26 protein-coding genes and 1 tRNA gene are annotated in these 25,365 nt (G+C 66.1%); 14 read left to right on the top strand and 13 right to left on the bottom strand.

The features are described 5' to 3' along the window. The first annotated feature begins 58 nt into the window (after positions 1-58). Positions 59-1,426 (top strand): acetyl-CoA carboxylase biotin carboxylase subunit, encoded by a 1,368-nt coding sequence (gene accC, locus DT603_RS03150; protein WP_162348405.1) that lies wholly within the window; start codon positions 59-61, stop codon positions 1,424-1,426. Positions 1,427-1,559: 133 nt separating this feature from the next. Here the strand turns inward: accC and DT603_RS03145 are convergent, their stop codons facing one another. Together DT603_RS03145 and DT603_RS03140 are read right to left on the bottom strand one after the other, a co-directional pair. After that, positions 1,560-1,919: a hypothetical protein gene (locus tag DT603_RS03145; protein ID WP_162348404.1), complete on the bottom strand. Its 360-nt coding sequence runs from the start codon at positions 1,917-1,919 to the stop codon at positions 1,560-1,562. Next, positions 1,916-2,836: a hypothetical protein gene (locus DT603_RS03140; protein WP_162348747.1), complete on the bottom strand. Its 921-nt coding sequence runs from the start codon at positions 2,834-2,836 to the stop codon at positions 1,916-1,918. The genes DT603_RS03145 and DT603_RS03140 overlap by 4 nt, the downstream gene beginning before the upstream one ends. A gap of 206 nt (positions 2,837-3,042) precedes the next feature. Here DT603_RS03140 and prmA point away from each other — a divergent pair, with 206 nt between their 5' ends. From prmA to DT603_RS03095, 9 genes are all read left to right on the top strand, one after another. Continuing rightward, positions 3,043-3,960 carry a 50S ribosomal protein L11 methyltransferase gene (prmA, locus tag DT603_RS03135; protein WP_162348403.1) on the top strand — a complete coding sequence of 306 codons (918 nt, stop codon included), beginning with the start codon at positions 3,043-3,045 and terminating at the stop codon, positions 3,958-3,960. 57 nt (positions 3,961-4,017) lie between these two features. Next, positions 4,018-4,941, top strand: coding sequence for a DUF3426 domain-containing protein (locus tag DT603_RS16020; RefSeq protein WP_246191552.1), 924 nt, complete (start codon positions 4,018-4,020; stop codon positions 4,939-4,941). A gap of 129 nt (positions 4,942-5,070) precedes the next feature. Next, a complete protein-coding gene (gene fis / locus DT603_RS03125; protein WP_162348402.1) occupies positions 5,071-5,340 on the top strand; it encodes a DNA-binding transcriptional regulator Fis in 270 nt (89 codons plus the stop codon). A gap of 89 nt (positions 5,341-5,429) precedes the next feature. Next, positions 5,430-7,028, top strand: coding sequence for a bifunctional phosphoribosylaminoimidazolecarboxamide formyltransferase/IMP cyclohydrolase (purH, locus tag DT603_RS03120; protein WP_162348401.1), 1,599 nt, complete (start codon positions 5,430-5,432; stop codon positions 7,026-7,028). 135 nt (positions 7,029-7,163) lie between these two features. Continuing rightward, the gene (purD, locus tag DT603_RS03115; protein WP_162348400.1) at positions 7,164-8,459 is read left to right on the top strand and encodes a phosphoribosylamine--glycine ligase; all 1,296 of its coding nucleotides are present in this window, start codon (positions 7,164-7,166) and stop codon (positions 8,457-8,459) included. A 121-nt stretch (positions 8,460-8,580) separates the two neighbouring features. Beyond that, positions 8,581-10,485 carry an MFS transporter gene (locus tag DT603_RS03110; RefSeq protein WP_162348399.1) on the top strand — a complete coding sequence of 635 codons (1,905 nt, stop codon included), beginning with the start codon at positions 8,581-8,583 and terminating at the stop codon, positions 10,483-10,485. 107 nt (positions 10,486-10,592) lie between these two features. Then, positions 10,593-10,886, top strand: coding sequence for a CD225/dispanin family protein (locus tag DT603_RS03105; RefSeq protein WP_162348398.1), 294 nt, complete (start codon positions 10,593-10,595; stop codon positions 10,884-10,886). 53 nt (positions 10,887-10,939) lie between these two features. Beyond that, positions 10,940-11,299: a CD225/dispanin family protein gene (locus DT603_RS03100; protein WP_162348397.1), complete on the top strand. Its 360-nt coding sequence runs from the start codon at positions 10,940-10,942 to the stop codon at positions 11,297-11,299. A 2-nt stretch (positions 11,300-11,301) separates the two neighbouring features. Then, entirely contained in the window at positions 11,302-11,712 is a 411-nt protein-coding gene (locus DT603_RS03095) for a DUF2752 domain-containing protein (RefSeq protein ID WP_425500927.1), read from the top strand. A 127-nt stretch (positions 11,713-11,839) separates the two neighbouring features. Here DT603_RS03095 and DT603_RS03090 read toward each other — a convergent pair whose 3' ends face one another. From DT603_RS03090 to DT603_RS03065, 6 genes are all read right to left on the bottom strand, one after another. Next, complete coding sequence (locus DT603_RS03090; RefSeq protein ID WP_162348396.1) at positions 11,840-12,733, bottom strand: hypothetical protein; 894 nt, start codon at positions 12,731-12,733, stop codon at positions 11,840-11,842. A 74-nt stretch (positions 12,734-12,807) separates the two neighbouring features. Further along, positions 12,808-13,731, bottom strand: coding sequence for an NAD(+) diphosphatase (gene nudC, locus DT603_RS03085; RefSeq protein ID WP_343037711.1), 924 nt, complete (start codon positions 13,729-13,731; stop codon positions 12,808-12,810). A 31-nt stretch (positions 13,732-13,762) separates the two neighbouring features. Further along, positions 13,763-14,149 (bottom strand): iron-sulfur cluster insertion protein ErpA, encoded by a 387-nt coding sequence (gene erpA / locus DT603_RS03080; RefSeq protein WP_162348394.1) that lies wholly within the window; start codon positions 14,147-14,149, stop codon positions 13,763-13,765. A 37-nt stretch (positions 14,150-14,186) separates the two neighbouring features. Next, the gene (locus DT603_RS03075; RefSeq protein WP_246191551.1) at positions 14,187-14,924 is read right to left on the bottom strand and encodes a DUF6776 family protein; all 738 of its coding nucleotides are present in this window, start codon (positions 14,922-14,924) and stop codon (positions 14,187-14,189) included. Between the two features lie 59 nt (positions 14,925-14,983). Continuing rightward, positions 14,984-15,388, bottom strand: a complete 405-nt coding sequence (locus tag DT603_RS03070) for a bactofilin family protein (RefSeq protein ID WP_162348393.1) — start codon at positions 15,386-15,388, stop codon at positions 14,984-14,986. 44 nt (positions 15,389-15,432) lie between these two features. Continuing rightward, positions 15,433-16,149, bottom strand: a complete 717-nt coding sequence (locus tag DT603_RS03065; RefSeq protein WP_162348392.1) for a DUF6776 family protein — start codon at positions 16,147-16,149, stop codon at positions 15,433-15,435. A 142-nt stretch (positions 16,150-16,291) separates the two neighbouring features. Here DT603_RS03065 and DT603_RS03060 point away from each other — a divergent pair, with 142 nt between their 5' ends. The 3 genes from DT603_RS03060 (at position 16,292) to DT603_RS03050 (ending at position 21,267) form a co-directional block, all read left to right on the top strand. Then, positions 16,292-16,900 (top strand): DUF4126 domain-containing protein, encoded by a 609-nt coding sequence (locus DT603_RS03060; RefSeq protein ID WP_162348391.1) that lies wholly within the window; start codon positions 16,292-16,294, stop codon positions 16,898-16,900. Between the two features lie 69 nt (positions 16,901-16,969). Next, positions 16,970-18,844 (top strand): EAL domain-containing protein, encoded by a 1,875-nt coding sequence (locus tag DT603_RS03055; RefSeq protein ID WP_162348390.1) that lies wholly within the window; start codon positions 16,970-16,972, stop codon positions 18,842-18,844. A 2-nt stretch (positions 18,845-18,846) separates the two neighbouring features. Further along, positions 18,847-21,267 carry a hybrid sensor histidine kinase/response regulator gene (locus DT603_RS03050; RefSeq protein ID WP_162348389.1) on the top strand — a complete coding sequence of 807 codons (2,421 nt, stop codon included), beginning with the start codon at positions 18,847-18,849 and terminating at the stop codon, positions 21,265-21,267. Here the strand turns inward: DT603_RS03050 and bfr are convergent. From bfr to DT603_RS03035, 3 genes are all read right to left on the bottom strand, one after another. Then, positions 21,240-21,710 (bottom strand): bacterioferritin, encoded by a 471-nt coding sequence (gene bfr / locus DT603_RS03045; RefSeq protein WP_162348388.1) that lies wholly within the window; start codon positions 21,708-21,710, stop codon positions 21,240-21,242. The genes DT603_RS03050 and bfr overlap by 28 nt on opposite strands. Before the next feature lie 101 nt (positions 21,711-21,811). Then, complete coding sequence (locus tag DT603_RS03040) at positions 21,812-22,033, bottom strand: (2Fe-2S)-binding protein (RefSeq protein WP_162348387.1); 222 nt, start codon at positions 22,031-22,033, stop codon at positions 21,812-21,814. A 59-nt stretch (positions 22,034-22,092) separates the two neighbouring features. Continuing rightward, the gene (locus DT603_RS03035; RefSeq protein ID WP_162348386.1) at positions 22,093-22,680 is read right to left on the bottom strand and encodes an RNA pyrophosphohydrolase; all 588 of its coding nucleotides are present in this window, start codon (positions 22,678-22,680) and stop codon (positions 22,093-22,095) included. A 119-nt stretch (positions 22,681-22,799) separates the two neighbouring features. Here DT603_RS03035 and DT603_RS03030 point away from each other — a divergent pair. Continuing rightward, positions 22,800-22,876 (top strand) — tRNA-Met (locus DT603_RS03030). A 71-nt stretch (positions 22,877-22,947) separates the two neighbouring features. Here DT603_RS03030 and DT603_RS03025 read toward each other — a convergent pair. Together DT603_RS03025 and DT603_RS03020 are read right to left on the bottom strand one after the other, a co-directional pair. Continuing rightward, positions 22,948-24,615 carry a phosphoethanolamine transferase gene (locus DT603_RS03025; RefSeq protein ID WP_162348385.1) on the bottom strand — a complete coding sequence of 556 codons (1,668 nt, stop codon included), beginning with the start codon at positions 24,613-24,615 and terminating at the stop codon, positions 22,948-22,950. Then, positions 24,612-25,283 carry a phosphatase PAP2 family protein gene (locus DT603_RS03020; RefSeq protein ID WP_246191550.1) on the bottom strand — a complete coding sequence of 224 codons (672 nt, stop codon included), beginning with the start codon at positions 25,281-25,283 and terminating at the stop codon, positions 24,612-24,614. The genes DT603_RS03025 and DT603_RS03020 overlap by 4 nt, the downstream gene beginning before the upstream one ends. Positions 25,284-25,365 lie beyond the last annotated feature (82 nt).

Genomic DNA, 25,365 nt, shown 5'->3' with positions numbered 1-25,365 from the left:
GAAGCCAGGGCGGCCCGCCGCCAGCCTGCGACCAGAACACCTTCCAAGGACATGAACCATGCTCGATAAAGTAGTAATAGCCAACCGTGGCGAGATTGCGCTGCGCATCCTGCGCGCCTGCCACACGCTGGGCATCCGCACCGTGGCCGTGCATTCCACCGTCGACCGCAACCTCAAGCACGTGGCCATGGCCGACGAATCGGTTTGCATCGGGCCGGCGCCTTCCAGCGACAGCTACCTCAACGTGCCGGCGATCATCGCCGCGGCCGAGGTGACCGACGCGCAGGCCATCCATCCCGGCTACGGGTTCCTCAGCGAGAACGCCGACTTCGCCGAACGCGTGGAACAGTCCGGCTTCATCTTCATCGGCCCCAAGGCCGACACCATCCGCCTGATGGGCGACAAGGTCGAGGCGATCCGTGCCATGAAGGCCGCCGGCGTGCCCTGCGTGCCCGGCTCGGGAGGGCCGCTGGACGACGATATCGTCACCAACACCAAGATCGCGCGCGAGATCGGCTACCCGGTGATCATCAAGGCCGCCGGCGGCGGCGGCGGCCGCGGCATGCGCGTGGTCCATGCCGAGGGCGCGCTCAACAGCGCCATCGCCACCACCAAGGCCGAGGCCAAGGCGGCTTTCAGCAACGACCAGGTGTACATGGAGAAATTCCTGGAGAACCCGCGCCACGTGGAAATCCAGGTGCTGGCCGACGGCCAGGGCGGCGCCATCCACCTGGGCGAGCGCGACTGTTCGATGCAGCGCCGCCACCAGAAGGTGGTCGAGGAAGCGCCCGCGCCCGGCATCAGCGAGGAACAACGCAACCAGATCGGCAAGGTCTGCGTGGATGCGTGCCTGCGCATCGGCTATCGCGGCGCGGGCACCTTCGAATTCCTGTACGAGAACGGCCATTTCTACTTCATCGAAATGAACACCCGCATCCAGGTCGAACATCCGGTCACCGAACGCATCACCGGCATCGACCTGGTCTGTGAGCAACTGCGCATCGCCGGCGGCGAGAAGCTGTCGATCAAACAGTCCGACATCGTCATGCGCGGCCATGCCATCGAATGCCGCATCAACGCCGAGGACCCGGACACGTTCGCGCCCAGTCCGGGCCTGATCACCGGCTTCTATCCGCCCGGCGGTCCCGGCGTGCGCGTGGACACCCACATCTACACCGGCTACCGGGTGCCGCCGAACTACGATTCGATGATCGGCAAGCTGATCGTGCACGGGCCGGACCGCGAGACCGCCATCGCCCGCATGCGCGTGGCCCTGAGCGAGATGGTGGTCGACGGCATCAAGACCAACATCCCGCTGCAGCAGACCATCATGCGCGACACCGGCTTCCAGGCCGGCGGGCAGAACATCCACTACCTGGAAAAACGCCTGGCCGAGCGCAAGAACAAGAGCATCGCGCTGGTCTAAGCCGCATCGCAACCAGGCAACCTCCAACTTTCATTGAAGAGGCATCACGCGTGGCGGCGCGCGTATCCCCTGATTGCGCGGCGCGCTGGCGCCACACTGCAACTCAAGCAAGCGGCCGGCAGGACTACGGCGCCTACTTCAGCGCCGGATCTGGCCTGCCACTCGCCGGGCGCGCTCCGATGCTCGAAGCCGGGCTGCCGACCACGATGTCTTCCGACGACCCGTCCGGCCACACGATCCTGAAGGTCGTGCCGGACGGCAACGACGAGAACGGCGCGCCACTCGTGGCGCGATAGACCGCGGCCGCCTGGCTGGCACCCTGCATCCTGATCTCCTGCGGTGCCCGTGCGGACACGACGGATATCTGGGTCAATCCGCGATATTTCGGACTGACGGTCTCGATGACGACGCCTGCCGCGAAAGCGACATAGGCCACGAACAGAAGCAACCAGAACCAGTTCCTGGCCTTCTGCACGAATCGCTTGTGGTTCATTTCGGTACTCCAATATCAGCCAACAGGCTATCCACCATTTCGTCCAAGGTGTCCGCACCCTGCCGCGGGACCGCGGCATCCAGCACGAACGTGTAAAAATCCTGGGAGGCATTGCGCGAACAGATGCCGCCGTTGGCGCAATACGACGTCATCAGCACGCCACCGGCACTGCAGTCGGCGCCCAGGCGGCACGCGGCCAGCTGCCACGCCAGCTCTGAATACTGGGAGCCCGACACCACGCCGAAATAGGCCTCTCTTCCGCTGGCCGCTATGCCCATGGCCGGGGAAAGGGCCAGATAGGCCTCCGGCTCGGCGGAATGCAGTACGCGCCCGACCAGATCCTGCGCATATTCGTTGCTGGCCGACAAAGGCTCGCCCATGGACAACAGCGCCGCCTCGGCCGCCAGGCTGCCGGCGCGCGCCGCGGCAAGGCGCTTGGCCCGCAGGGTATCCATCGACAACCCGTCAGCCGGAACGAATCGCCGGCAACGTTGGCTGATCCGATCCCGGGTGGCGGCCATGGCCGCGGTGGCGGCTCCCTTCAGCGCATGGATCGCACGGCTGTCGTGCGCATATCCGGCAGGATCGGAGGCATAGGTTGCGCAGTAGTCCAGCACGCGACTGGCATTCCACAAAGCGCGTGGATCGCCGGCGGCTTCCAGGGCCCGAAGACCCTGCAGATAGGCGTACAGATCAGTGGCGCCTTCAAAATCCATGCGCACGTCGCGGCGTTCCTGCATCCGCTCGCCGGACCGCCCAGGCATGGGCGCGGCGGAGACCACCTGGCCGCGCAGGTCCGTCGCCGCGTACGGGACTGCTTCCACGGGGTCGGCAACGCCACGATTCCAGCCTGCCAACGCCAGCAAGCCAAGGGCCGCGAGCAGAAGCAACGTCGATGTGATCCTGGGAAGGTGCATGGGACGGGCAGAAAGACCTGCTTGCGGATCCTTGGCAAGGAGCGGTGCGGCAGGACGTCGGCGGAAATACGTCATTCCGCTATCATCCCCGGGAGGCGCTGCGGAAAACCGGCGCTGTGTCCAGTTTAATCCAGTCCCCGCGCGCAAACGCATCCCGCCATGCCGGCGCCGTTCGTTTTCCAGCCCTTTAACCACCGAGCGGCACCATGCCCTACCTAGAACTCTCCCTGCGCTGCAGTGAATCCGAACAGCCGCGCTATGAAAATGCGCTGGAAGACGTCGGCGCGCTTGCCGTGACCTTGCTGGACGCCGACGCCGACACCAGCAACGAGCAGGCAATCCTGGAGCCTGGCGTCGGCCAGACGCCGTTGTGGCATGCGCTGGTGTTGACCGCGCTGTTCCCGGCCGAGGCCGACGCGCTGGCCTTGCTGGCGGCGCTGGAATCGTCCGACCCCGGCCTCGACTGGTCCACCACCGCATTCCGTAGCGTTGATGACCAGGACTGGGAACGCGCGTGGATGGACCAGTACGTGCCGCTGCGTTTCGGCGCGCGCACTTTCATCGTGCCCTGGAACCATGACCTGCCCGAGGAGGCCGACAATGCCGAAGCCGCCGTGGTGCGGCTCGATCCCGGGCTGGCATTCGGCTCAGGCACCCATCCGACCACCGCGCTGTGCCTGCGCTGGCTGGACGGCCTGGCAGGCGAGGAAAAACTGCACGGTGCCACCGTGCTGGATTTCGGCTGCGGCTCGGGCATCCTGGCCTTGGCCGCGCTGAAGCTGGGCGCGGCCCGCGCCGTGGGCGTGGACAATGATCCGCAGGCCCTCATTTCCACCTTCGACAACGCCGAGCGCAATGCCGTCGGTGCGCAGCTGTCGGTTTACCTGCCGCAGGACGAGCCCCTTGCCACCTACCCGGTGGTGGTGGCCAATATCCTGGCGTCCGCGCTTGATGTACTGGCCGACACCCTGGCCGCGCGCGTCGCGCCCGGCGGTTGCATCGCCCTGTCGGGCATCCTGCACGGACAGGAGGACGAACTGCTGGCCCGCTACGGGCAATGGTTCGATGACCTGGCCGCGACCCGCGATGGCGACTGGATGCGCATCGTCGGCAAGCGTCGTTGATGGCTGCGTGCCGGCCAGCGCCTACCGTGATGGATTGCCTCGTGATTGAATAGCGGCATGTTCTTTTCCTGCCCCCATTGCCGCGAGCTGGTCGCCACCGATCGCGAAACCCGCCAACCGCCTGAGCTGTGCCCGCGTTGCGGCGGAGCGATGCAGGAACAGAAAAACGAGGACGACGCAGCGGTATCGACCGTCGGCGGCGCACCGAGCTTCGCCAGTTTCCTGCGCGGCGGGGATATGGCCACTTCCGCTGCCCGCGCATCCGGCGCAGTGCCTCCGGCAGACCCCGTGCAAGAAGAGCTGGGCGAAGCGCCCGCCCCGGCACAAGGCACCGTCGTGTTGCCTGGCGAAAAAGAAAGCAGCGATGCTTCGGACGCGATCGAGGCCGCGCCGGTCATGCAGGCCGAGGCGGCCTCACCGGTGGCAGCCATGGCCATGCCTCAGCCGCCAGCAGCAGAACTGTCGCGCGAACCTGCTCCCAGCTTCATGCGGTCGTCTTCCCGGGCCGCCGTGCCACGCACGGCGAAGTGGCAATGGGTCGCGGTGTTCGCGCTCGCCGTCATGCTGATGACCCAGGTGCTGGTGGCCGATCGCGCCCGCCTGGCGGCCGATGCGGGCTGGCGGCCGTTGGTCCTGACCCTGTGCAATGTGCTCGGTTGCTCGGTACCCGATTGGCACCAACCCGGTGCAATCTCCATGCTCAGTCGTGACGTGAGTCCAATCGCAGGCAGCGCCGGTGGACTCAACGTGCGTGCCACGTTCCGCAACGATGCACGCTGGCCGCAACCCTGGCCCGTGCTGTTGCTGTCCTTGTCCGATGCCGACGGGCGGGTGCTGGGTTCGCGCGCCTTCCTGCCTGGCGAATACCTGGGTGCCGAGGCAACGCAGACCGCGCTGGCGCCGGGGCAGAGCGCGCGTATCGCACTGCAATTACGCGAGCCCAATCCCGATGTGGTGGCGTTCTCGTTCGACTTCCGCTAGTCCAAAGCAGAATCGGAAACAAAGGGATGCACGGGCGCAGATCACGCGCTAGACTCCCCACCCCGTCGAAAACCACCTGAGAGTGCGATGGGCCATACACCCATCGTTTAGCCCCGGGGATCTTCCTTAGTGAATGCCGCCGCACGCCATGACGCCAGCCGTGGCACACCCAGACCGCCGTTGCGCGACCACGTGGCCCAATCGGTGCGACGCTACCTGCGCGACCTGGACGGCAGCGATGCGGACGACGTGTATGAAATCGTGCTGCGCGAAATGGAAATCCCCCTGTTCGTCGAAGTGTTGAACCACTGCGAAGGCAACCAGAGCCGCGCCGCGGCACTGCTGGGCATCCATCGCGCCACCCTGCGCAAGAAGCTCAAGGACTACGGGCTGGTCTGAGTCCATCTCGCCGGCACGCTGCCTGCGCGCGATGGTGCTGCATCGCGGAAGTTATAATTCGCGCCACCTTTCCCGCGCGTGGTTTTTCGATGACTTCCGACTCGCATCCCGTCCACCCCGTGAATATCCGGCGGGCCCTGCTGTCCGTTTCCGACAAGACCGGCCTGGTCGAGCTGGCTACCGCATTGGCCGCGCGCCAGGTCGAACTTTTGTCCACCGGCGGCACTGCCAGGACATTGCGTGACGCCGGACTGCAGGTGCGCGACGTCTCCGAGTTGACCGGCTTCCCCGAAATGATGGATGGCCGGGTCAAGACCCTGCACCCCATGATCCATGGCGGCCTGCTGGGACGCAGCGGCACCGACGACGCGGTGATGGCCGAACACGGCATCGTCGCGATCGACCTGCTGGTGCTGAACCTCTATCCCTTCGAACAGGTCACTGCCGACCCGGCGTGCACGCTGGATGCAGCGGTGGAGAACATCGACATCGGCGGCCCGGCGATGCTGCGCTCGGCGGCCAAGAATTTTGCGCGCGTGGCGGTGGCCACCGATCCGTCGCAGTACCACGCCATCGTGCGCGAGCTTGACGAAAGCGATGGCGCGCTGTCGGCACACACGCGTTTCCAGCTGTCGGTGGCTGCCTTCAATCGGGTCGCCCAATACGATGCGGCGATCAGCAACTACCTTTCCGCCGTGCGCGACCCGGCCACGCCCATCCCGGTGCGCGACGAGTTCCCGGCGCAGATGAATTCCACCTTCGTCAAGGTCATGGACCTGCGCTATGGAGAGAATCCGCACCAGGCCGGCGCCTTCTATCGCGACCTGGGCCCGGTGCCCGGCACGCTCGCCACCTTCCAGCAGTTGCAGGGCAAGGAACTGAGCTTCAACAACCTGGGCGATGCCGATGCAGCGTGGGAATGCGTGCGCCAGTTCGAGGCGCCGGCCTGCGTGATCGTCAAGCATGCCAATCCCTGCGGCGTGGCCGTCGGCGTGGCCTGCGGCGACGCCTATGAACTGGCCTACGCCACCGACCCCACCAGCGCGTTCGGCGGCATCATCGCCTTCAACCGCACCCTGGATGCGGCCACTGCCAGGGCTATCCTCGACCGCCAGTTCGTCGAAGTGCTGATCGCACCGGACTACGAGCAGGGCGCGCTGGACTACGCGACCAAGAAAGCCAACGTGCGCGTGCTCAAGATTCCGCACGGCGCCGGCCTCAACAACTACGACAGCAAGCGCATCGGCTCGGGCCTGCTGTTGCAGTCCTCGGACAATCGCGGCATGAGCGCGGACGAGTTGAAAGTGGTGACCCGGCGCGCGCCGACCGAAGCCGAGTTGCGTGACCTGCTGTTCGCCTGGCGCGTGGCCAAGTACGTGAAGTCCAACGCCATCGTCTATGCCCGGGACAACCGCACCATCGGCGTGGGCGCAGGCCAGATGAGCCGCGTGTACTCGGCGCGCATCGCCGGCATCAAGGCCGCCGACGCGCACCTGGTGGTGCCGGGTTCGGTGATGGCTTCCGATGCCTTCTTCCCCTTCCGCGATGGCATCGATGCCGCCGCCGAGGCCGGCATCAGGGCGGTGATCCAGCCCGGCGGCTCGATGCGCGACAATGAAGTGATCGCGGCCGCCGACGAACACGGGCTGGCGATGGTGTTTACCGGCGTGCGCCATTTCAGGCACTGATCGCCGGCGCCGTCCCGGCGTAAGCTGGACGCATTGGACTGCGGGCTGCGTTTGTACGCGTCAAATGGAACACACGAAGCAAGATGAACCTGGATCCCGGCGTTCGCCGGGATGACGACTTCGGGAGATGCGTGCATGAAAGTACTTGTCATTGGTTCAGGCGGCCGCGAGCACGCGCTGGCCTGGAAGCTCGCGCAATCGGACCGGGTCACCGAAGTCATTGTCGCCCCCGGCAACGCGGGTACGGCGACCGAGGAAAAATGCCGCAACGCCAACGTGGCGGTGAACAACATCGAGGGCCTGGTGGCGCTGGCGCGAAACGCGAAGGTTGCCCTGACCGTGGTCGGCCCAGAGATTCCTCTGGTGGCCGGCGTGGTGGACCGCTTCCGGGAAGCAGGCCTGCGCATATTCGGGCCGACGGCGGCCGCCGCGCAGCTGGAAGGCAGCAAGGCCTACGCCAAGGATTTCCTGGCCCGGCATGGCATTCCTACCGCGTTCTATTCGGTCTTCACCGAAGTCGAGCCCGCGCTTGCCTACGTGCGCGAGCAATCAGAAAAAAGCGGGGGCGCGCCGATCGTGGTCAAGGCCGATGGCCTGGCCGCGGGCAAGGGCGTGATCGTGGCGATGACCCTGCAGGAAGCAGAGCAGGCGGTGACCGACATGCTGTCGGGCAATGCCTTCGGCGATGCGGGCGCGCGCGTGGTAGTCGAGGAATTCCTGGACGGCGAGGAAGCCAGCTTCATCAGCGTGGTCGACGGCGTGACCGCGCTGCCGATGGCTACGTCGCAGGACCACAAGCGCGTGGGCGACGGCGACACCGGCCCCAATACCGGTGGCATGGGCGCCTACTCGCCCGCACCGGTGGTCACGGCCGAAGTGCATGCACGGGTGATGCGCGAGGTGGTCAATCCCACCGTGCAGGGCATGTTGGCCGACGGCATCCCCTTCACCGGCTTCCTGTATGCAGGTCTGATGATCGATGCGCAGGGCGCCCCTAAGGTGATCGAGTTCAACGTACGCTTCGGCGACCCGGAAACGCAGCCGGTGATGATGCGCCTGCAGTCGGAGCTGCTCGGCCTGCTGGAAGCGGCCTTCGACCAGCGCCTGCACGAAACCGAGATCCAGTGGGACCCGCGCCCGGCGCTGGGCGTGGTGATGGCCGCCGGCAACTATCCCGACACGCCGCGCCTGGGCGACATCATCAACAGCTGGGACGTACCGGACATCGAGGACACCAAGGTCTTCCATGCGGGCACCCGGCTGGAAGGCGACCACGTAGTGACCTCCGGCGGTCGCGTGCTGTGCGTGTGCGCGCTCGGCGACACCGTGGCCGATGCGCAGCGCAAGGCCTATGCGGAAGTCTCCGGCATTTCCTGGACCGGCGAATTCCATCGCCACGACATCGGCTGGCGTGCCATTGCCCGCTCTTGATCGCGCAGGATGGGACTTGCCCGGGATGCTGTAGCGCGACCGCCACAGGGCATCGCCCCCCGACAACGCCCCTACGGGACACAAATGTTCTGCTAGGCTCGCCCGCATCCAAGGAGCGCGCATGTCGAGCCACAGCCAGTTCGCACTATTGAAGCAACGGCGCTTCCTGCCGTTCTTTGCCACCCAGGCCTTCGGCGCCTTCAACGACAACGTCTACCGGCAGGCCATCATCGGCCTGCTGTTCTATCTGGGCATCAGCGCCGACGAACGCACGCTTTACACCAACCTGGCGCCGGCACTTTTCATCCTGCCCTATTTCCTGTTTTCCGCCACGGCCGGCCAGATCGCCGAAAAGCTCGAGAAATCCAGGCTGATCCGCATCACCACCATGATGGAAATCGGGATCATGTCGCTGGCCGCGATCGGCTTCATGACCCAGAACATGGTCGTGTTGCTGGTGGCGCTGTTCTGCACCGGCCTGCAGTCGACGCTGTTCGGCCCGGTGAAATATTCGATCCTGCCTTCTGTGCTCAAGCCCGAGGAGTTGACCGGCGGCAACGGCCTGGTGGAAATGGGCACCTCGATCTCGATCCTGATCGGCATGATTTCCGGCGGCCTGATCTTCAAGCTTGCCGGGGACCAGGGCCCGGTGGTCGCCGCCACGGCGATCATCGTGCTGGCGGTGTGCGGCAACCTGGTCAGCCGCGCCATTCCGCGGGTCGAACCCGGCGCGCCCGACCTCAAGATCAACTGGAACCCGATTCCCGAATCATTGGCGGTGCTGCGCTTGGCCCGTAAACAGGTGGCGGTGCGCAATTCGATCCTGGGCGTGTCCTGGTTCTGGTTCGTCGGCACCGTGCTGACCTCGCAGCTGCCGACCTACGCCGAGGTCAACCTGGGCGGCTCGGAAACCCTCTACATCTTCGCCCTGGCGCTGTTCTCCATAGGCACCGGCGTGGGTTCGCTGCTGTGCGAGAAGCTCTCTGCACGCACCGTGGAGATCGGCCTGGTGCCGCTGGGCGCATTCGGCATCAGCGCGTTCCTGCTGGACCTGTATTTCGCGCGCAGCGGGGCGCCCGTGGCCACCGGCTTGACCCTGCCTGCCTTCGTGGGCGCGGCCGGCAGCTGGCGGATCATCGTGGACCTGGTCGGCATCGGCCTGTTCACCGGCTTCTTCGTGGTGCCGTTGTTCGCGCTGATCCAGAGCCGCACGCCGCGCGAGGAGCTGTCGCGGGTGATCGCCGGCATGAACATCCAGAACGCGGCCTTCATCGTGCTGGCGGCGGTGGTGTGCATCGTGCTGCAGCGCTTCCTGGGCTGGACCATCCCGCAACTGTTCCTGGCCCTGGCGATCGCCAACGCGGTGGTGGCGATCTACATCTTCACCATCGTGCCCGAGTTCCTGATGCGCTTCCTCAGCTGGGTGCTGGTGCGCACGCTGTACCGGCTGCGCCTGCATGGCATCGAGAAGAACGTGCCGGACGAAGGCGCCGCGCTGCTGGTGTGCAACCACGTCAGCTACCTGGATGCGTTGATCCTGTCGGCCAGCGTGCCGCGGCCGGTGCGTTTCGTCATGTATTACAAGATCTTCAACACCCCGGTGATGAGCTGGATCTTCCGCACCGCCAAGGTCATTCCGATCGCCGGCGCGCGCGAGGATCCCGTGCTGATGCAGCAGGCCTTCGACGAGATCGATGCGGCCCTGGCCGACGGGCAGCTGGTCGGCATCTTTCCCGAAGGTGCCTTGACCCGGGACGGACAGATCGCGCCGTTCAAGTCCGGGGTCGAGCGGGTGTTGGCGCGCGCCAACGAAAACGGGCGCCCGGTGCCGGTGGTGCCGATGGCGCTGAAGGGCATGTGGACCAGCATGTGGAGCCATCGCGACGGACGCATGCACCGCATGCGCGTCCCGCGGCGTTTTCGCGCGCACGTGGAAGTGATGGCGGGCGAGCCGATCGATGACCGCGGCGTGACCGCCGAACAACTGGAAGCGAAGGTGCGTGCGCTGCGCGGCGATGATGCCTGAGGCTATACCTTGAGTTTCGGCTCGGGTACGCTGGCGACGGGGAAACATGCTTCACCAACGGAGCCGGCGATTCGAGCGGCAACCGTTCACGTGTCAACGGAGTTTTGATGAGCTACCAACCGCCAGCTTCAACCGGCCAGGAATTCGTGCCCAACCATCTGGTGTGGGCCATCCTCAGCACGCTTTTTTGCTGCCTGCCGCTCGGCATCGTATCGATTGTCTATGCCTCGCAGGTTGACGGAAAACGTGCAGCGGGAGATATCCATGGAGCACGGGAAGCCTCTCGCAAAGCGGGCAGCTGGGCTATCTGGTCGGCGGTATCCTTGCCCGTGCTGCTGATCCTGTGGTTCGTCCTGTTCGGAGGCCTGGCGGTACTGGGCTCACTGAGCGGCGTCCAGTAGCGACCCGACCTGACACCCACCACGCTACGCCACCACCCTGACGGAGAACCCAGATGAGCTACGTACCGCCGCCTGCTGCAGGCACGTCCCGCCCCGTGCCGAACTATCTGGCCTGGTCGATCATTTCCACGGTTTTTGCCACCTTCCTGTGCTGCACCTGCATTTCGATTCCAGGAATCGGCACCGGCATTGCCGCCATCATCTATTCGATGCAGGTCAACAAGAAGCTCAATGCCGGCGACCTGGACGGAGCTGCGCGTGCCTCCAACACCACCAAGATCCTGTGCTGGATAACCACCGCGCTGGTGGCGCTGGCCTTCGTCTACTTCTGCTACTCATTGATGACAGTTGGCGTCGATGGCTTCCAGGCCCAGTTTGAAGAAGCCATGAAGCAGGCCAAGCAAGCGCGCTGAGTGTGAGCCTGTTGCGGCCCTTGCCGATCCTGGCGGCGACAACGACGGCCTTCGCCGCCGTTGTCGGCGTCTGGCTGTTGCGCACCTTCGACCCGAACGCAGCCGGCAGTCCTTTCCCGGGCTGCATGTTCCATGCCTTCACCGGCTGGTATTGCATCGGCTGCGGCGTGACCCGCGCCCTGCACGCGCTGGTCCACGGCGATGTGGCGCGGGCGTTTTCCATGAATCCGCTGGCCATGTCGATGCTGGCCATCGCGCCCTTGCTGGCCGGCTGGCAGATGGGTTGGCAACCGAGGTGGATGCGGCCGTTGATCGCGGTGGTGTCGGAGCCGAGATTCTGGCTGGTGCTGCTGCCGGTGTATTGGGTCGCCCGGAACCTGCCCTGGTTTCCCTTCACCCTGCTGGCCCCCTAGCCAGCGGCAGTTATAGCGCCGAGCTTGCTCAGCTGCGCTTGGGCAAGACCCCAGGCAACTTGTTCCACAGATCAAGGCGGCAGTTCAAAGGCAGCCGGGCAAGCTCGGCTCTAGGGAAGCGGCTGCCTCAGCTGACCCAGCCTGCAATCACGAACAACGCCAGCACCGCCAGCCACAGCAGCAGGATGCGCCAGACCAGGCTCATCGCATCGCGCAGTTCCGGAAGTTCGCGCATGGCCTGGACCATGCCTTCCTCGGCGTATTCCTCGGCCTCTTCGGCAAGTTCGCTGCGCACGCTGGCGCGCGCGGCCGCGCCCAGGAAGGCGTTGTCGAGTTGCCAGCGGTTGCCATGGGCCTGGCGCCAGGCAGTGAATACCGCATCGAAATTGCCCACCAGCGCCATCGACAGGGTCATCAACTGCGCGACCGGCCAGTCCAGCGCCGCATACAGGGTGCGCCCGCCAGCCAGCGTGCGTGCAGGCAACAGTTGCGCGTAAGCACCGGCAGCCGAAAATGCAGCCAGCCGGTACAGCAGCGCGCCGAACGGACCCAGCAGCAGGAACCAGAACAGCACGCCAAACCAGCGATGAAGGGCGTTGCGAAACACCGCTTCGACCAGCGCGGGGCCGTCGGCCGCCGCCATCTCGCCCTCGGGCCACAGCCGGGCGATGGCCTCGCGTCGCGTTGACGAATCAGGCGCATCGATAATCGATTCCACGTCCACGTCCAGGTCACGTGGTCCCCAGGCATAGACCAGCGCCGCGATACCGAACAGAAGGCCCGGCAACCCCAGCAGCGGTGCGTGCAGCATCCATTGCAGCAGCGCGACCAGCAGCAAGGGCGGCAACAGCGCCAGGGCGATGCCATAGGGACCGCGCCAGAACCCCCCCGCGCCTGCATTCGCGCCCAGCCATTGCAGCCACTGCCCGAACCAGGCGTAGCGTCGCGCCGAAGTCACCAGCGCCGGCGCGATGTGTCCCAGCACCAGGGCAATGACAACGGCAAGCAAGGTAATCGACATGGGTGTTCCTCCGTGGCCGATTCTAGCTTGCCTTGCCACGGACGGCGTTCCTGCCAGCCGGCAGGAGCGCTGGTTCAGCGATCGCCCGCGGTGACCGTCGCATACCAGTGTTCGATCAGCGAACGGGCGATGGATATCCGCGGCGACAGCAGGATTCCCGATGCATCGTCGCCCTTGCGCAGGCGCGCGGCGGCGATTTCTTCCACCGTGAACCAGCGCGCGTCCTCCAGTTCGCCATCGACTTGCGGCACGTCGGGTTCGGCGTCGGCAACGAAGCCCAGCATGAGCGCGCCCGGGAACGGCCACGGTTGCGCGCCCAGGTAGCGGCAGCTGCGGACGCGCACGCGGGTTTCCTCGAATACTTCGCGCACCACGGTCTGTTCCAGTGATTCACCCGGCTCCACGAACCCGGCGACGACCGAATAGCGCTGCGCAGGCCAGCTGGCCTGGCGGCCCAGCAGCAGGCGCTCACCGTCGCTCACCGCCACGATGACCGCGGGATCCACGCGCGGGTAATGGTCTGCACCGCATTGCGTGCAATGGGCGACATAGCCGGCCCGGCGGAATTCGACGACCCCGCCGCAGATGCCGCAATGGCGCGAACGCGAGCGCCAGTGCTGCATGGCGCGCGCGAACGCGAACGCGCTGGCATCGGCGGCCGACCAGGCGGCAGCCGCGCGGCGCAGGTCGACGCGTTGCGGCGCCTGCAGGGCCAGTACGTCGGCCTCGACTGAAAACCAGGCCTCGTCGCCATGGCGGCCGAGGAACACGGCGGTGCCGGGCCCGGCGCCGAGTGCGTCACCACGCGTCACCAGCAACTTTCCCGCCTCGTCGGCGAACGCGCTGCCGTCGGCATCCAGCACGATCACCCGTCCCCGCGCCCACAGCTGCGCCAGCGCATCGGGATCGTCGCGCAACGCATCGGAACGGTTGATCGGCGCATCGCCAAAGGCGAAGCCGGACAGTTCGGCGGGATATCGGGGAAGAAGGTCGGTCACTGGGACCGGATGATACGCGGCGAGTGCCGGCTTACATGCTGAAGCTGCTGCCGCATCCGCAGGTGGTCTTGGCATTGGGATTGCGGATCACAAACTGCGCGCCCTGCAGGCTCTCGGTGTAATCCACTTCCGAGCCCATCAGGTACTGCAGGCTCAACGGATCCACCAGCAGGGTGACCTCATCGGTGCGCACGGCGACATCGTCCTCGGCGCGGTTCTCGTCGAACTCGAAGCCGTACTGGAAGCCCGAACAGCCGCCGCCCTGGATGTAGACGCGCAGGGCCAGTGATTCGTTGCCTTCCTCACGGATCAGTTCGCGCACCTTGGCCGCCGCGGCGCCGGTGAAGTTCAAGGGCCGGTCCAGCGACTGGTAGTCGGGAGTGGCGGCCATGCCAGGCAGGGAGACGAGCGTACTCATGGCTTCAGGATGGGGCCGCAGGGCGCCTGGTTCAAGCTCAAGGCGCCGTGGATGGCGCGGCGGCCGCCACCGGCAGGGATTCGGCCCACGAGAACGACTGCTCCAGCGTGGCGCCGCCCTGCGGAGCCAGTCGCACCGAGACCCGCAACGGCTTGAACCCGGCCGGCAGCACGAAGTCACCTTCCACCTGTTCGAAATATTTGAACGAGTACGGCACGCCAGGCGCATTGGGCTGCTGGCGCAGGTCGGTCCAGGCCAGTTTCTGCAGTTTGCCGGCGTGGGTTCCTTCCACCGCCACCTGCAGCTGGCCGGCGTTGACCGCGCCACGGTTCAGGTTCTGGGTCAGGGTGGCGATGAAGTGCCAGCCCAGGTCGCTTTGTGGTTGCAGCTGCAGCTCGTGCACCGCCAGCCCGCGACGCTGCGCGGTGGCGCCGACGAATCGTTCGTAGAACGCCACGTCCGCGCGCAAGCCGGCGATTTCCTCGTCGCGTTCCGCCAGCGTGCCTTGCAGGTCGCCATTGGCATTGCGGCTGATCTGGTCCGAACGCGCCAGGGTCGCGGAGCGCTGTTCCAGTTGGTCGATCTTCTTCTGCTGGGCCTGCAGTTGCGCCGCCGTGGGCCGGTTGCCTTCGCCGCCCGCCACCACCTTCCACACCCCCCAGGCACCGAAAACCAGGGCCAGCAACACCAGGGCCACGCCGGCATACAGGCTCCTGCGCGCCAGCGGCGTCAACGGAGGCAGATGGGGCAGGTGGTCATGAGGGCGGTCGGGCATGGCGCAAAGGATAGCGCCTGCAGCCCAGGTTGCTCTGAATACGAGCGGCAGACCTCGGCCTAGCCGTTGGCGGCCACCAGGGTGGGACCGGCCTGCACGCCGGCCTCGGCGTCGACATGGATCAGGCGGCCGGTGAGGGTGGCTCCCGCGCGCATCTCCACCACTTTGTAATGCACGTTGCCCAACACGCGCGCCTTGGCGGCCAGCTCGACCCGGTCGGAGGCGTATACGTCGCCCTGCAGTTCGCCGTTGAGGACCACCACCGGCACCTGCACCTCGCCTTCGATGCGGCCCTGCTCGGCCAGCGTCAGCACGGCGGGCTTGCCGTCCTCGGCGATGACCCTGCCGTAGATGCGGCCCTCCACGTAGAGACCGCCGCTGAAGACAAGGTCGCCATGCAGCGTGACCTGCGGACCGACCAGGGTGTCGATGGCCTGGCCGTCATATTGTTTGTTCTTGAACATGTGGACTCCGTACTGAAGGGGGAGGGTGCTGAAGGGCCTGCCGGTCAGGTGTTGCCGGTCTTCCAGTCGAACGCCTGCTCCACGGCCACGTCCTCGCCGTCCAGCAGGACGCGGACGCGCTGCGGGGTGAAGTCGCGTGGCAGCATCACCTGGCCTTCCATGGTCTGGAAATAGCGGAAGGAGTAACTCTGCCCCGGCATCGCCGGGCGCTGGTTCAACTGGCTCCAGTCCACCGTTGCCAGCTTGCCGGCGCGGACGCCTTCGACCACGAAGCGCATGTGGCCCTGGCTGATGGCGCCACGGTTGAGGTTCTGGGTCAGGATGATCTGGTAGTTCCAGGCCGAGCCTGCGCCCGGCACGAACTCGGAAGAAAACACGTTCAGCCCCTTGCGCTGCTGGGTAGGACCCACCAGGCGCTCGTAGAAGGCGACGTCACCGCGCAGAGTGGCGATTTCCTCGTCACGCTCGGCCAGCGTTTCCTGCAGGTCACCGTTGGCGTCGCGGCTGATCTGGTCGGAACGGCTCAGCGTGGTCTGGCGCTGGCTGAGCTGGCGCAGGCGGAACTCATGCGCCTGCAGCTGCTGCTCGGCGCCATGCATGCGGAGGGTGGTCCGGGCCAGGGTAGGCGCCGCGCGTGCTTGCGCCCACTGCCAGGCCAGGGCCAGCGAAAGCAGCCACAGCGATCCTACCGCCAGCACCACCTGCCACAGGCGTGATGGCCGGCGCTGCACGATCTGGTAACGGGACGGTACGTGGGACATGGGGGGATCCGTAGCTCTCTGCGGGCACAGGCACGGCACGCGGCGGCCAGATGGCAGCCTGGCAACGGGCCTATACTCGGCATGGGTGGACGGCCCCCTGAAACCGTCCGGCATTGCCTCCAGTCTAAGGGGAATTCCCACCATGTCCGAAGCGCATCTTTTCGTAATTGGGATCCTGTTGGCATGGATGGCCGGGATTCGCGTGTACCTGACCGTATTCGGCCTGGGCCTGGCCGGCGCGCTGGGGTGGCTGGAGTTGCCGCAGGCGCTGCAGGTCACCCAGTCGTGGTGGGTGCTGGGTGCCTCGGGCGCCTTGGCGCTGACCGAGTTCTTTGCCGACAAGATCCCCGGGGTCGATTCGGGCTGGGATCTGCTGCAGACCCTGGCACGGGTGCCGGCCGGCGCCTTCCTGGCCGCGGCGACCTTGTCGCCTGATGGCCAGCTGGGCGGCGGCGCATTGGCCGCCGGCGCAGGGGTGGCCTTGACCAGCCACCTGCTTAAATCCGGATCGCGCGCACTGATGAATACCTCGCCCGAGCCAGTCAGCAACCTCGCCGCGTCGGTCACCGAAGACGTGGTGGTGGTCGGAGGGCTGTCGCTTGCCTTCGCCCATCCCTGGCTGGCCCTGACCGGCGTGGTCGGCATCAGCGTGGGACTGGCACTGCTGGTGTGGTGGGTGTGGCGGAAGCTGGCCCGCGGAGTGCGCAGCCTGCTGCAGCCTCCGCCCTCGTCGCCGGGTGCGCTGGAATGACCCGTGCCGCACCATCGCCACAAGCCTGTGAACTTCATCGCATAATGGCGACATGCTTGGGGAAGCCTGATGTCCGCCATTGAACCGACTTCTCGTCCGCAGGACGAGCCCGCGCGCGCACGCCTGCGCGCCGAAACACCGCCTGCCCGCTACTGGCGGCGCTGGACCGGTGACGCCCCGGTTGAAGCAGAACCAGTCGCCGCGATGTCGTCTGACGAAGTCCCGGCGCAGCCAGCCAGCATCAAGTCCACCGCGCCTGGCGCGGATACGGGGCCGGAAAACAGCCACAGGCAGGGCGGCGGTCCAGTGCCGTTCCGGGTCCTCATCGTCGAGGACGATCGCGGACAGGCGCTGTTCGCACAAAGCGTGCTGCACGGCGCCGGCATGCAGGCCGAGGTGGAGATGGAACCCGATGGCGTCATCCCGGCCATCGAACGTTTCAAGCCCGACCTGGTGCTGATGGACCTGCACATGCCCGGACGCGACGGCATGAGCCTGACCCTGCAGATCCGCCAGCGACCCGAATTCCTGCACCTGCCGATCGTGTTCCTGACCGGTGATCCGGATCCGGAGCGCCAGTTCGAAGTACTGGAAAGCGGCGCCGACGATTTCCTGACCAAGCCCATCCGCCCGCGCCACCTGATTGCCGCGGTTTCCAACCGCATCCAGCGCGCCCGCCAGCGTGCCCCCGCCATCCCGGTCAGCCAGGCCCTGAATCCGGATACCGGCCTGCCCACGCGCGCCTCCCTGATGCAGCAGTTGGGGGCGATCCTGGAGGAAAGCATTCCTGCCTGCCTGTTCTTCATCGAGATCGGCGGCACCCTGGGCCTGCGTGAACGTTATGGCTATGCCAACTTCGAGCACCTGATGACCGAAGCCGGGCGGGAGCTGGCCCTGTCGGCAGCTCCGCACCCGCTGGCGCGCCTCAACGACAACAGCTTTCTGGCCCTGGCCCAGGGCCTGGACGAAGCGGGCATGGCAGCCTTCGCGCAGAAACTGCGCGAGCAGCTGGGACTGCACGAATTCACCATTCGCAGCGACGAAACCCTGCGGCTGTCTGCCGCGATCGGATACGCCGCCTTGCCGCACACGTTCTCCGACAGCGGCAGCGCGCTGGAAGCCACCGAGCGCGCCGCGCTGGAAGCGCGCTCGCAACGCGAGGGCGTGGCGGCCTATGTGCCACCGACGCCGGCAAGCGAAGACGAAGCACGCCTGTCGCTTTCCGGCGACAACCTGGAGCTGGCCTACCAGCCCATCGTGTCGGTGGCCGGCAGCGAGCAGGCCCAGTACCAGGTACTGCTGCGCATGCGCCAGCCCGACGGCAGCCTGGTTTCAGCCGCCCAGGCGGTGCCCGCGGCCGAGCTGGCGGGCCGCATCGTCGACCTGGATCGGCAGGTGATGGAGCGCGTGCTGGACCTGCTGTCCCGATACCAGATGGAAGGCCGGGCCCTGCGCCTGTTCGTATCGCAATCGCCGCGCTCACTGGCGCGTGAGGCGTTCGCCGACTGGCTGCTGCAGGCGCTGGTAGATCGCGGCATCGAAGGAACCTCGCTGATCATCGACCTGCGGCTGGACGATGCCTTGATCCATTCGGTGACGCTGCGCCAGTTCTGCAACCGCATGATGCAGGCGGGCGTGCAGTTCTGCCTCAGCCAGTTCGAGCCCGGGCGCGAGGCCGAAGCCCTGCTTTCGCAGATGCCGCTGGGCTACCTGCGCGTGGCCGCGCGTTATGCGGCCGCGCACAAGGACGTGGCCCTGCGCGACCAGTTGCGCGGCATGATCGACATGGCGCACCGCGTCGGCTTGCAGGTGATCGGGCAGCAGATCGAGGACCCGCAGGCAGCGGCCGCGATGTGGATGGGCGGGGTGGACTTCATCCAGGGCAACCTGGTCCAGAGCGTCGGCAGCGACCTGGACTTCGATTTCAAGAACGCGGTGCTGTAACGATGACTCCGGGGCGGCTGCCGTGGGCGCCCTGGCTGGCGCTGGTTGCAATCCTGTCGGCCGTGGCGGCGATGCTGTTGCCGCAGTTCGGCATTGCCGGGCCCTGGCACTGGGTGGCACTTGCCTCGGCAGGGTTGGCGGCGCTGGCGTGCATCTTTGCGTTGCTGGGCTGGCGCGCGCTGGCCGCCCGCCACGAAGGCACCGAGGCACGCGCGGCCATGGCCGAATCCGAGCGCGACAGCCTGCAGCGCGACCTGCAACGCCACGACCGGCTGGAGCAGCAACTGCTGCTGGCCAAGCAGGCGGCAGAATCGGCGGTGCTGGCCAAGGGCGAGTTCCTGGCGACCATGAGCCACGAAATCCGCACTCCGCTCAATGGCATCGTGCCGATGCTGGACCTGCTTTCGCGCGCCGCCTTGCCACCGGACCAGCGCGACATGTTGAACACGGCGAGCGCGTCCTCACAGCAACTGCTGCGCATCGTCGACGACATCCTCGATTACTCCAAGCTCGAGGCCAACAAGCTTGAGCTGGAAGTCACCGGCTTCAACCTGCGCGAAGTGCTGGATGGCGTCATGCAGCTGATGCAGCGCCCGGCCGAGAACAAGGGCCTGCGCCTGAACCTGCAACTGGACCCTGCGGTTCGCCTGCCTGTGCGCGGCGACCCGATCCGCATGCGCCAGGTGCTGAGCAACCTGATCGGCAACGCGGTCAAGTTCACCGAACGCGGCGCGATCACCGTCAACGTGCGCAGGCTGGGGGAAACAGCCGCGCAACACCTGCTGCGCTTCGAGGTCCGCGACACCGGCATCGGCATCGACGCCGAGGCGCAGACCCGCCTGTTCAATTCCTTCAGCCAGGCCGACGCCTCCACCACGCGGCTGTATGGCGGCACCGGGCTGGGCCTGGCGATCTGCAAGCGCATCATCGACCTGATGGGAGGACGCATCGGGGTCGATTCGGAACCCGGACGCGGTTCGGTGTTCTGGTTCGAGGCGCCGCTGCTCAAGGTGGTCGGCGACCTGCGCAGTCAGGACCCCAGGCTGGAACAGATGCGCGCCCTGCTGGTGACGCCCGACGTGCGCATGCGCCAGCGCCTGGCGCTGCTGCTGCCCAGCTGGGGCATCCAGCTCACGCCGGTGGACACCACCCAGGAAGCACTGGAGAAATTGCGCGGCGGCCTGGCACCCGGGGGCTCACCGTTCCGTATCGTGATCGGCGACCTGTCCGGGCTGCGCGCCAGCGCCCGCGCCCTGCATCGTGGCGTCACCCGCAACATGGTGGCAGACAGCGTGCGCATGGTCTGGCTGTACGGCGACGAGGAAATCCTGGACGAGTTGCGCGAAGGCAGTACGTTGTTGCCGCGACAGTCGCACGGGGCCGACCTGCATGCTGCGCTTTCGTTCGCGCCGTCACCGGACCCGCCGACGGACGTGGTGTTCGATGCGCCGACACCAGTGGAAGCAGCCCTGCCGGCTCCAGAGCCCATCACCGCGGCGCCCATCGGCATCGCCGATGCCAGTGTCAGCAGTGCGCTCGCCGCCGATACCCGCTTGCTGCTGGTCGAAGACAACCCGGTGAACCTGGCGGTGGGCGAAAAACTGCTGTCGGTCCTCGGCTACACCTGTGACATCGCCGTCAACGGCCAGATCGCCCTCGACAAGATGGCGTCCGGCCTTTACAGCCTGGTACTGATGGATTGCCAGATGCCAGTGCTGGACGGCTACACCGCCACCCGTGAGTGGCGCGACCGCGAGACCTTGCTGCAGTCGCCGAACCGCCTGCCGATCGTGGCGATGACCGCCAATGCCATGGCCGGCGACCGCCAGCGCTGCCTGGACGCCGGCATGGATGATTACCTCTCCAAGCCGGTATCCCGGGAGCAACTGGAAAACTGCCTGCAACGCTGGCTGCCCGGCCGGGCCAGCTTCGCCGAGCGCGTGGTTACCCCGTTACTCGGCAAAGGGCCCGAGCTGGCGGTGGTCACGGCGGCCCCGCCGGCCAGGCCTGGCGCTCCGGTCAACCCTGCCATTTTCCCCGTGCTCGATCACAGCATGCTGGACGAGCTGCAGGAAATCGCCGGGGAGGAAACCGTGCGCATCATCGGCCTGTTCCTGGAAGACGCGCCGCGCCTGATCGGCCGGCTTGAGACCGCATCGACCGTTCCCGACCTGGAGGCGATGCGCGATGCGGCCCACACGCTCAAGTCGTCGAGCGCGAACGTGGGCGCGATGGCGCTTTCGACCGCGGCCAAGCGCGTGGAGCTGGGCGCGCGCGCGATGAAGCTGGATCGCCCGGCCGTGGCCGTGGCGCTGGTCATCGCCGAATACGCGCGCGCGCGCATGGCGCTGCAGGGTTACGTTGCGCAGCTCAATCGCGACGCTGGCCCGGCCACTCAGTCTTCGAGCTTGGTCAGCAGGTAATTCGGCTCGCCGATGCGGTCGATGAGCGACAGCTGGGTTTCGATCCAGTCGATATGCTCTTCCTCCGAATCCAGGATGTCGGCCAGCAGCTGGCGGCTGACATAGTCGCCGACGCTCTCACAGTGGGCGATGGCTTCGCGCAGCAGTGGCAAGGCCTCGTATTCCAGGGCCAGGTCGCACTGCAGCAGTTCCCGCGGGTTCTCGCCGATGCGGAGCTTGCCCAGGATCTGGAAATTGGGCAGTCCGTCGAGGAACAGGATGCGCTCGGACAGTTTGTCCGCATGCTTCATCTCGTCGATTGATTCCTCGTACTCGTGTTGCGCCAGCTCCTTGAGACCCCAGTTCTTCAGCATCTTGGCGTGCAGGAAATACTGGTTGATCGCGGTGAGCTCGTTGTACAGCGCCTTGTTGAGGAATTCGATGACCTTGGGGTCGCCCTTCATGGCACTGCTCCGGCTTTGGGGAAGGCGCGAAGGTTAGCGGCTGGAGCACCCGCATGGCGGAACGCGAATCGTGTTCATCGCGCCCCGGGTGGGCACCGGGGTCAAGCCGCCTGGGAAATGGCAGCGCCCAGCATGGGCACCGAAAACGCAGTGCGCGGCGCCGGTGCATGTGCCTCGAGGATCGCGGCGGCCGTGTCCAGGCACGTCCCGCACGTGGCGCCACAACCCGTGCGCATGGTCAGCTCGGCTACGCTGCGAACACCATTGGCCGCGGCATCGCGGATCTGGTGGTCGGTGACTCCGTTGCAGATGCATACGTACACGGGGGGACTCCTGGCAGCCGGTCAGGCTGTGCCTATTTCATCCCGAATGAGAATGATTGTCAATTCCTGTCGTCACGGCGGGCGGGCGGACGCCGTCCCGGAACCGAGCGACCCAGGCCCAGCTCCGGCAGCCACGCGTCCAGCAGCATCTGCGGTATCGCCTGGGCGCCCGCCGCCACGCGGGCGAATGGCGCCAGATGCCCCAGTGCGCGGGCGTAGACGCCACGCTTGAAGATCACCACATGTTCCATGGGGTACCAGAAGTCCACCCAGCGCCAATGGTCGAACTCGGGGGTTTCAGTCAAATCCAGGCGCACGTGGGATTCATCGCCAACCAGTCGCAGCAGGAACCAGACCTGCTTCTGGCCAATGCAGACGTGGCGCTCGTTATGACGCACAGCGCGATGCGGCAAGCGGTATCGCAGCCAGCCGGGGGTGGCGCCCAGGACCTCGACGTGCTCAGGGAGCAAGCCGGTTTCCTCGCGCAATTCGCGGTACATGGCCTCGACCGGGGTCTCATCGGTGTTCATGCCGCCCTGCGGGAACTGCCAGCCATCCCGGCGCACCCGACGCGCCCAGAACACCCGCCCATCCGGGCCCATCAACACTATGCCGACATTGGGTCGGTAGCCGTCCGGATCGATCACGATGCGGACTCCTGAAATCTACTGGCTCCGACTGTGCCACGCGCACGCCGATGTCTCAAGCAATGCGGTTTTCATTGACATGCGACGGCAGGGCGGGAAAAATGCGCGGTTCAATCGACGGCTATGTAGCTCAGCCGGTTAGAGCACGTCACTCATAATGACGGGGTCGGTGGTTCGAGTCCACCCATAGCCACCAACGCATCTTGTTGATTGATAAAACAAAAACCCCGCAATTGCGGGGTTTTTATTGGCCCGGGCGCCTCGGGGCTAGCCGGGCTTGCGGCAGTTGGCGAACAGGTCCTCCGATCGACGGTATTCTCCGGTGCTGACCTGCAACAGGCCCAGCACCGATGCGAACAGATTGTCGTGGCTTGCAGGCTGGGTCGCCTCGCGCTGCAGGCAAGCCATGTCCAGCGACGCGTTGGCCTGGAAACCAGGCGAGAACCACATCACCATCGGCACGTGCGTTTGCTCCTTCGGAGCAATGGCATACGGGACGCCGTGCAGGAACAGCCCTTTTTCGCCCAGCGATTCGCCATGGTCGGACACATAGATCATGGCGCTGTCGTAGTCGGGCTGCGACTTCAGCACGCCGATCGCCTGGGCCAGGAAATGGTCGGTGTAGGAAATCGCATTGTCATACGCGTTGACGATCTCCTCGCGCTTGCACAGGTCGAGCTCGGCAGAGTCGCAGGTGGGGGTGAAGCGCTTGAACTGCGGGGGATAGCGCTCGAAGTAGCTCGGCCCATGGTTGCCCAACTGATGCAGGACCACCACCCGGTCCCCTGGCCGCGCCGGCAGCTGCGCAGCCAGGCCGGCCAGCAGGATTCCATCCAGGCAGCGCTTGCCGTTGCAGAGTTCGGGATCATTTGCGTCGGCCAGACGCTCGGTCGGCAGGCCGTCGCACACGCCCTTGCAGCCGGACTGGTTGTCGCGCCACAGAACGGAAATGCCCGCGTGGTCCAGCACGTGCAGCAGTGACTGGTGGCTGCGGATGTTGCCCTCGTCGTAGTTGCGGCGCCCATAGGGTGAAAACATGCATGGCAACGAGACTTCGGTGCTGGTGCCGCAGGCCGTCACGTCGCCGAAGTTGAGCAGTCCATCGATCTGGGAAAGTTCCGGGGTGGTCTGGCGCGCATAGCCGTTCAGGCCCCAGTTCTGCGCGCGCGCCGTTTCGCCCACCACCAGCACCAGCAGGCGGGGCTTGCCGCCGGGCGCCCTGGGGGTTTGTTTGGCATCCATTCCCACCGGAAGCAGCGCGCGCTTGGGGCCGGGCGGCGAGGCACGCAGCACTTTCACCAGGGACACCAGGTAGTTGGCCGGCGTCACCAGATGGCGCACTTCACGATGCATGCGCACCAGCGAGGAGATCCCCTGCGATGACATCAGCACGCCTGCGCCGCCCACCAGCACCATGCCTGCCAGGAATGCGACGCGTATCAGCAGCGCGCGAGGCCAGCTGCGCCTGGACAGCCGCGTGCGCCATAGCAACGCCACCGGTACCAGGGTAACCAGCAGGGGCAGCAGCAGGCCCCAGGTCAGCAACTCGCTCGATTCCTTGCTGTCGGTATGCAGCACGTTGCGCAACATGTCGACGTCCAGGTAGACGCCAAACACGTTCATGTAATGGGCCGCGGCCGCCGTCACCAGCAGCAGCACCGTCAGCAAGGGCTTGGCGGTCCAGCGATTGACGACCAGGCCCAGCAGGAATGCATGCAGCGCAGTCACCACCAGGAACAGCGAAAGCCCAAGCCGCCATTGCTGCAAGGGACTGGAGAGTGCGGCATGCCAGAACGCGCCATTGCTGAACAGGGTGAACAGCAGGCTGGCCAGCAGGATCAGGCTTTCCGAAGCAAGTGTCGGCGTCGTCTTCCACCAGGCCGCCGAACCCACCGCCCGTTTGCCCAGCGCGCGTGAGAGCAGGGTCGCACTCATGGCCTGGACCTAAGGATTGCAGGTGCCGGGCGGTTCCACAGCATCAGCCGGTACAGCGCCAATGCCACCAGCCAGCAGGTCATCAGTGACCACAGGTCATGGGAAAGGAAATGCGCGCCGCGCAGCTGTTGGGCAATCCCGAAGACCAGGCCCACCGCCAGCCCCAGCCCGAGCCCCCACCCTCGCCAGCGCGGGCGCGTGGCGGCAAAGAAGAAATACAGCGCGATCCATGCATAACCGGCGCCGGCATGGCCGGCCGGAAAGCACTGGCCGTGCCCGAGCGCGGCCGGCCGGGCGGTGAACAGTCCGTAATACAGGTGATGGCCACCGTAACGCAGCAGGTCCCATGGGCAATCCATGTTGGTCCAACGTTTCAGCGCTCCCACAACGGCAGTGGACAGCAGCGTCGCCACCAGCAGGTACGTCAACGGCCTGAACCACTGACGGCCAGCGGGCACCAGCGCCGACCCGATTGCTATCAGCAGCAGGACGAACCAGGCATCCTTGCTGGCCTGGCGGCCCGCGGCGTGGATCAGATCCTGGGTCAGGTAACCCGATTGCAGCGTCCAGGCATGGCCCTCCATCGCATACACGCGATCGGCCAGCCAGAAATCCCAATGCAGCCCCATCAGCACCGCGGTCAAGGCCACCCAGGCGGCTACCGGCATCCACAGATGCCGGATGTAATAGGACGATGCAAGCCGCCGCAGTCCATCCCGATAGCGGACGCCGGACGGGACTGGGCCAATC

The organism is Pseudoxanthomonas gei (genome assembly GCF_010119615.1).
Classification (GTDB): domain Bacteria; phylum Pseudomonadota; class Gammaproteobacteria; order Xanthomonadales; family Xanthomonadaceae; genus Pseudoxanthomonas_A; species Pseudoxanthomonas_A gei.
This window is presented reverse-complemented; position numbering and strand designations above follow the sequence as displayed.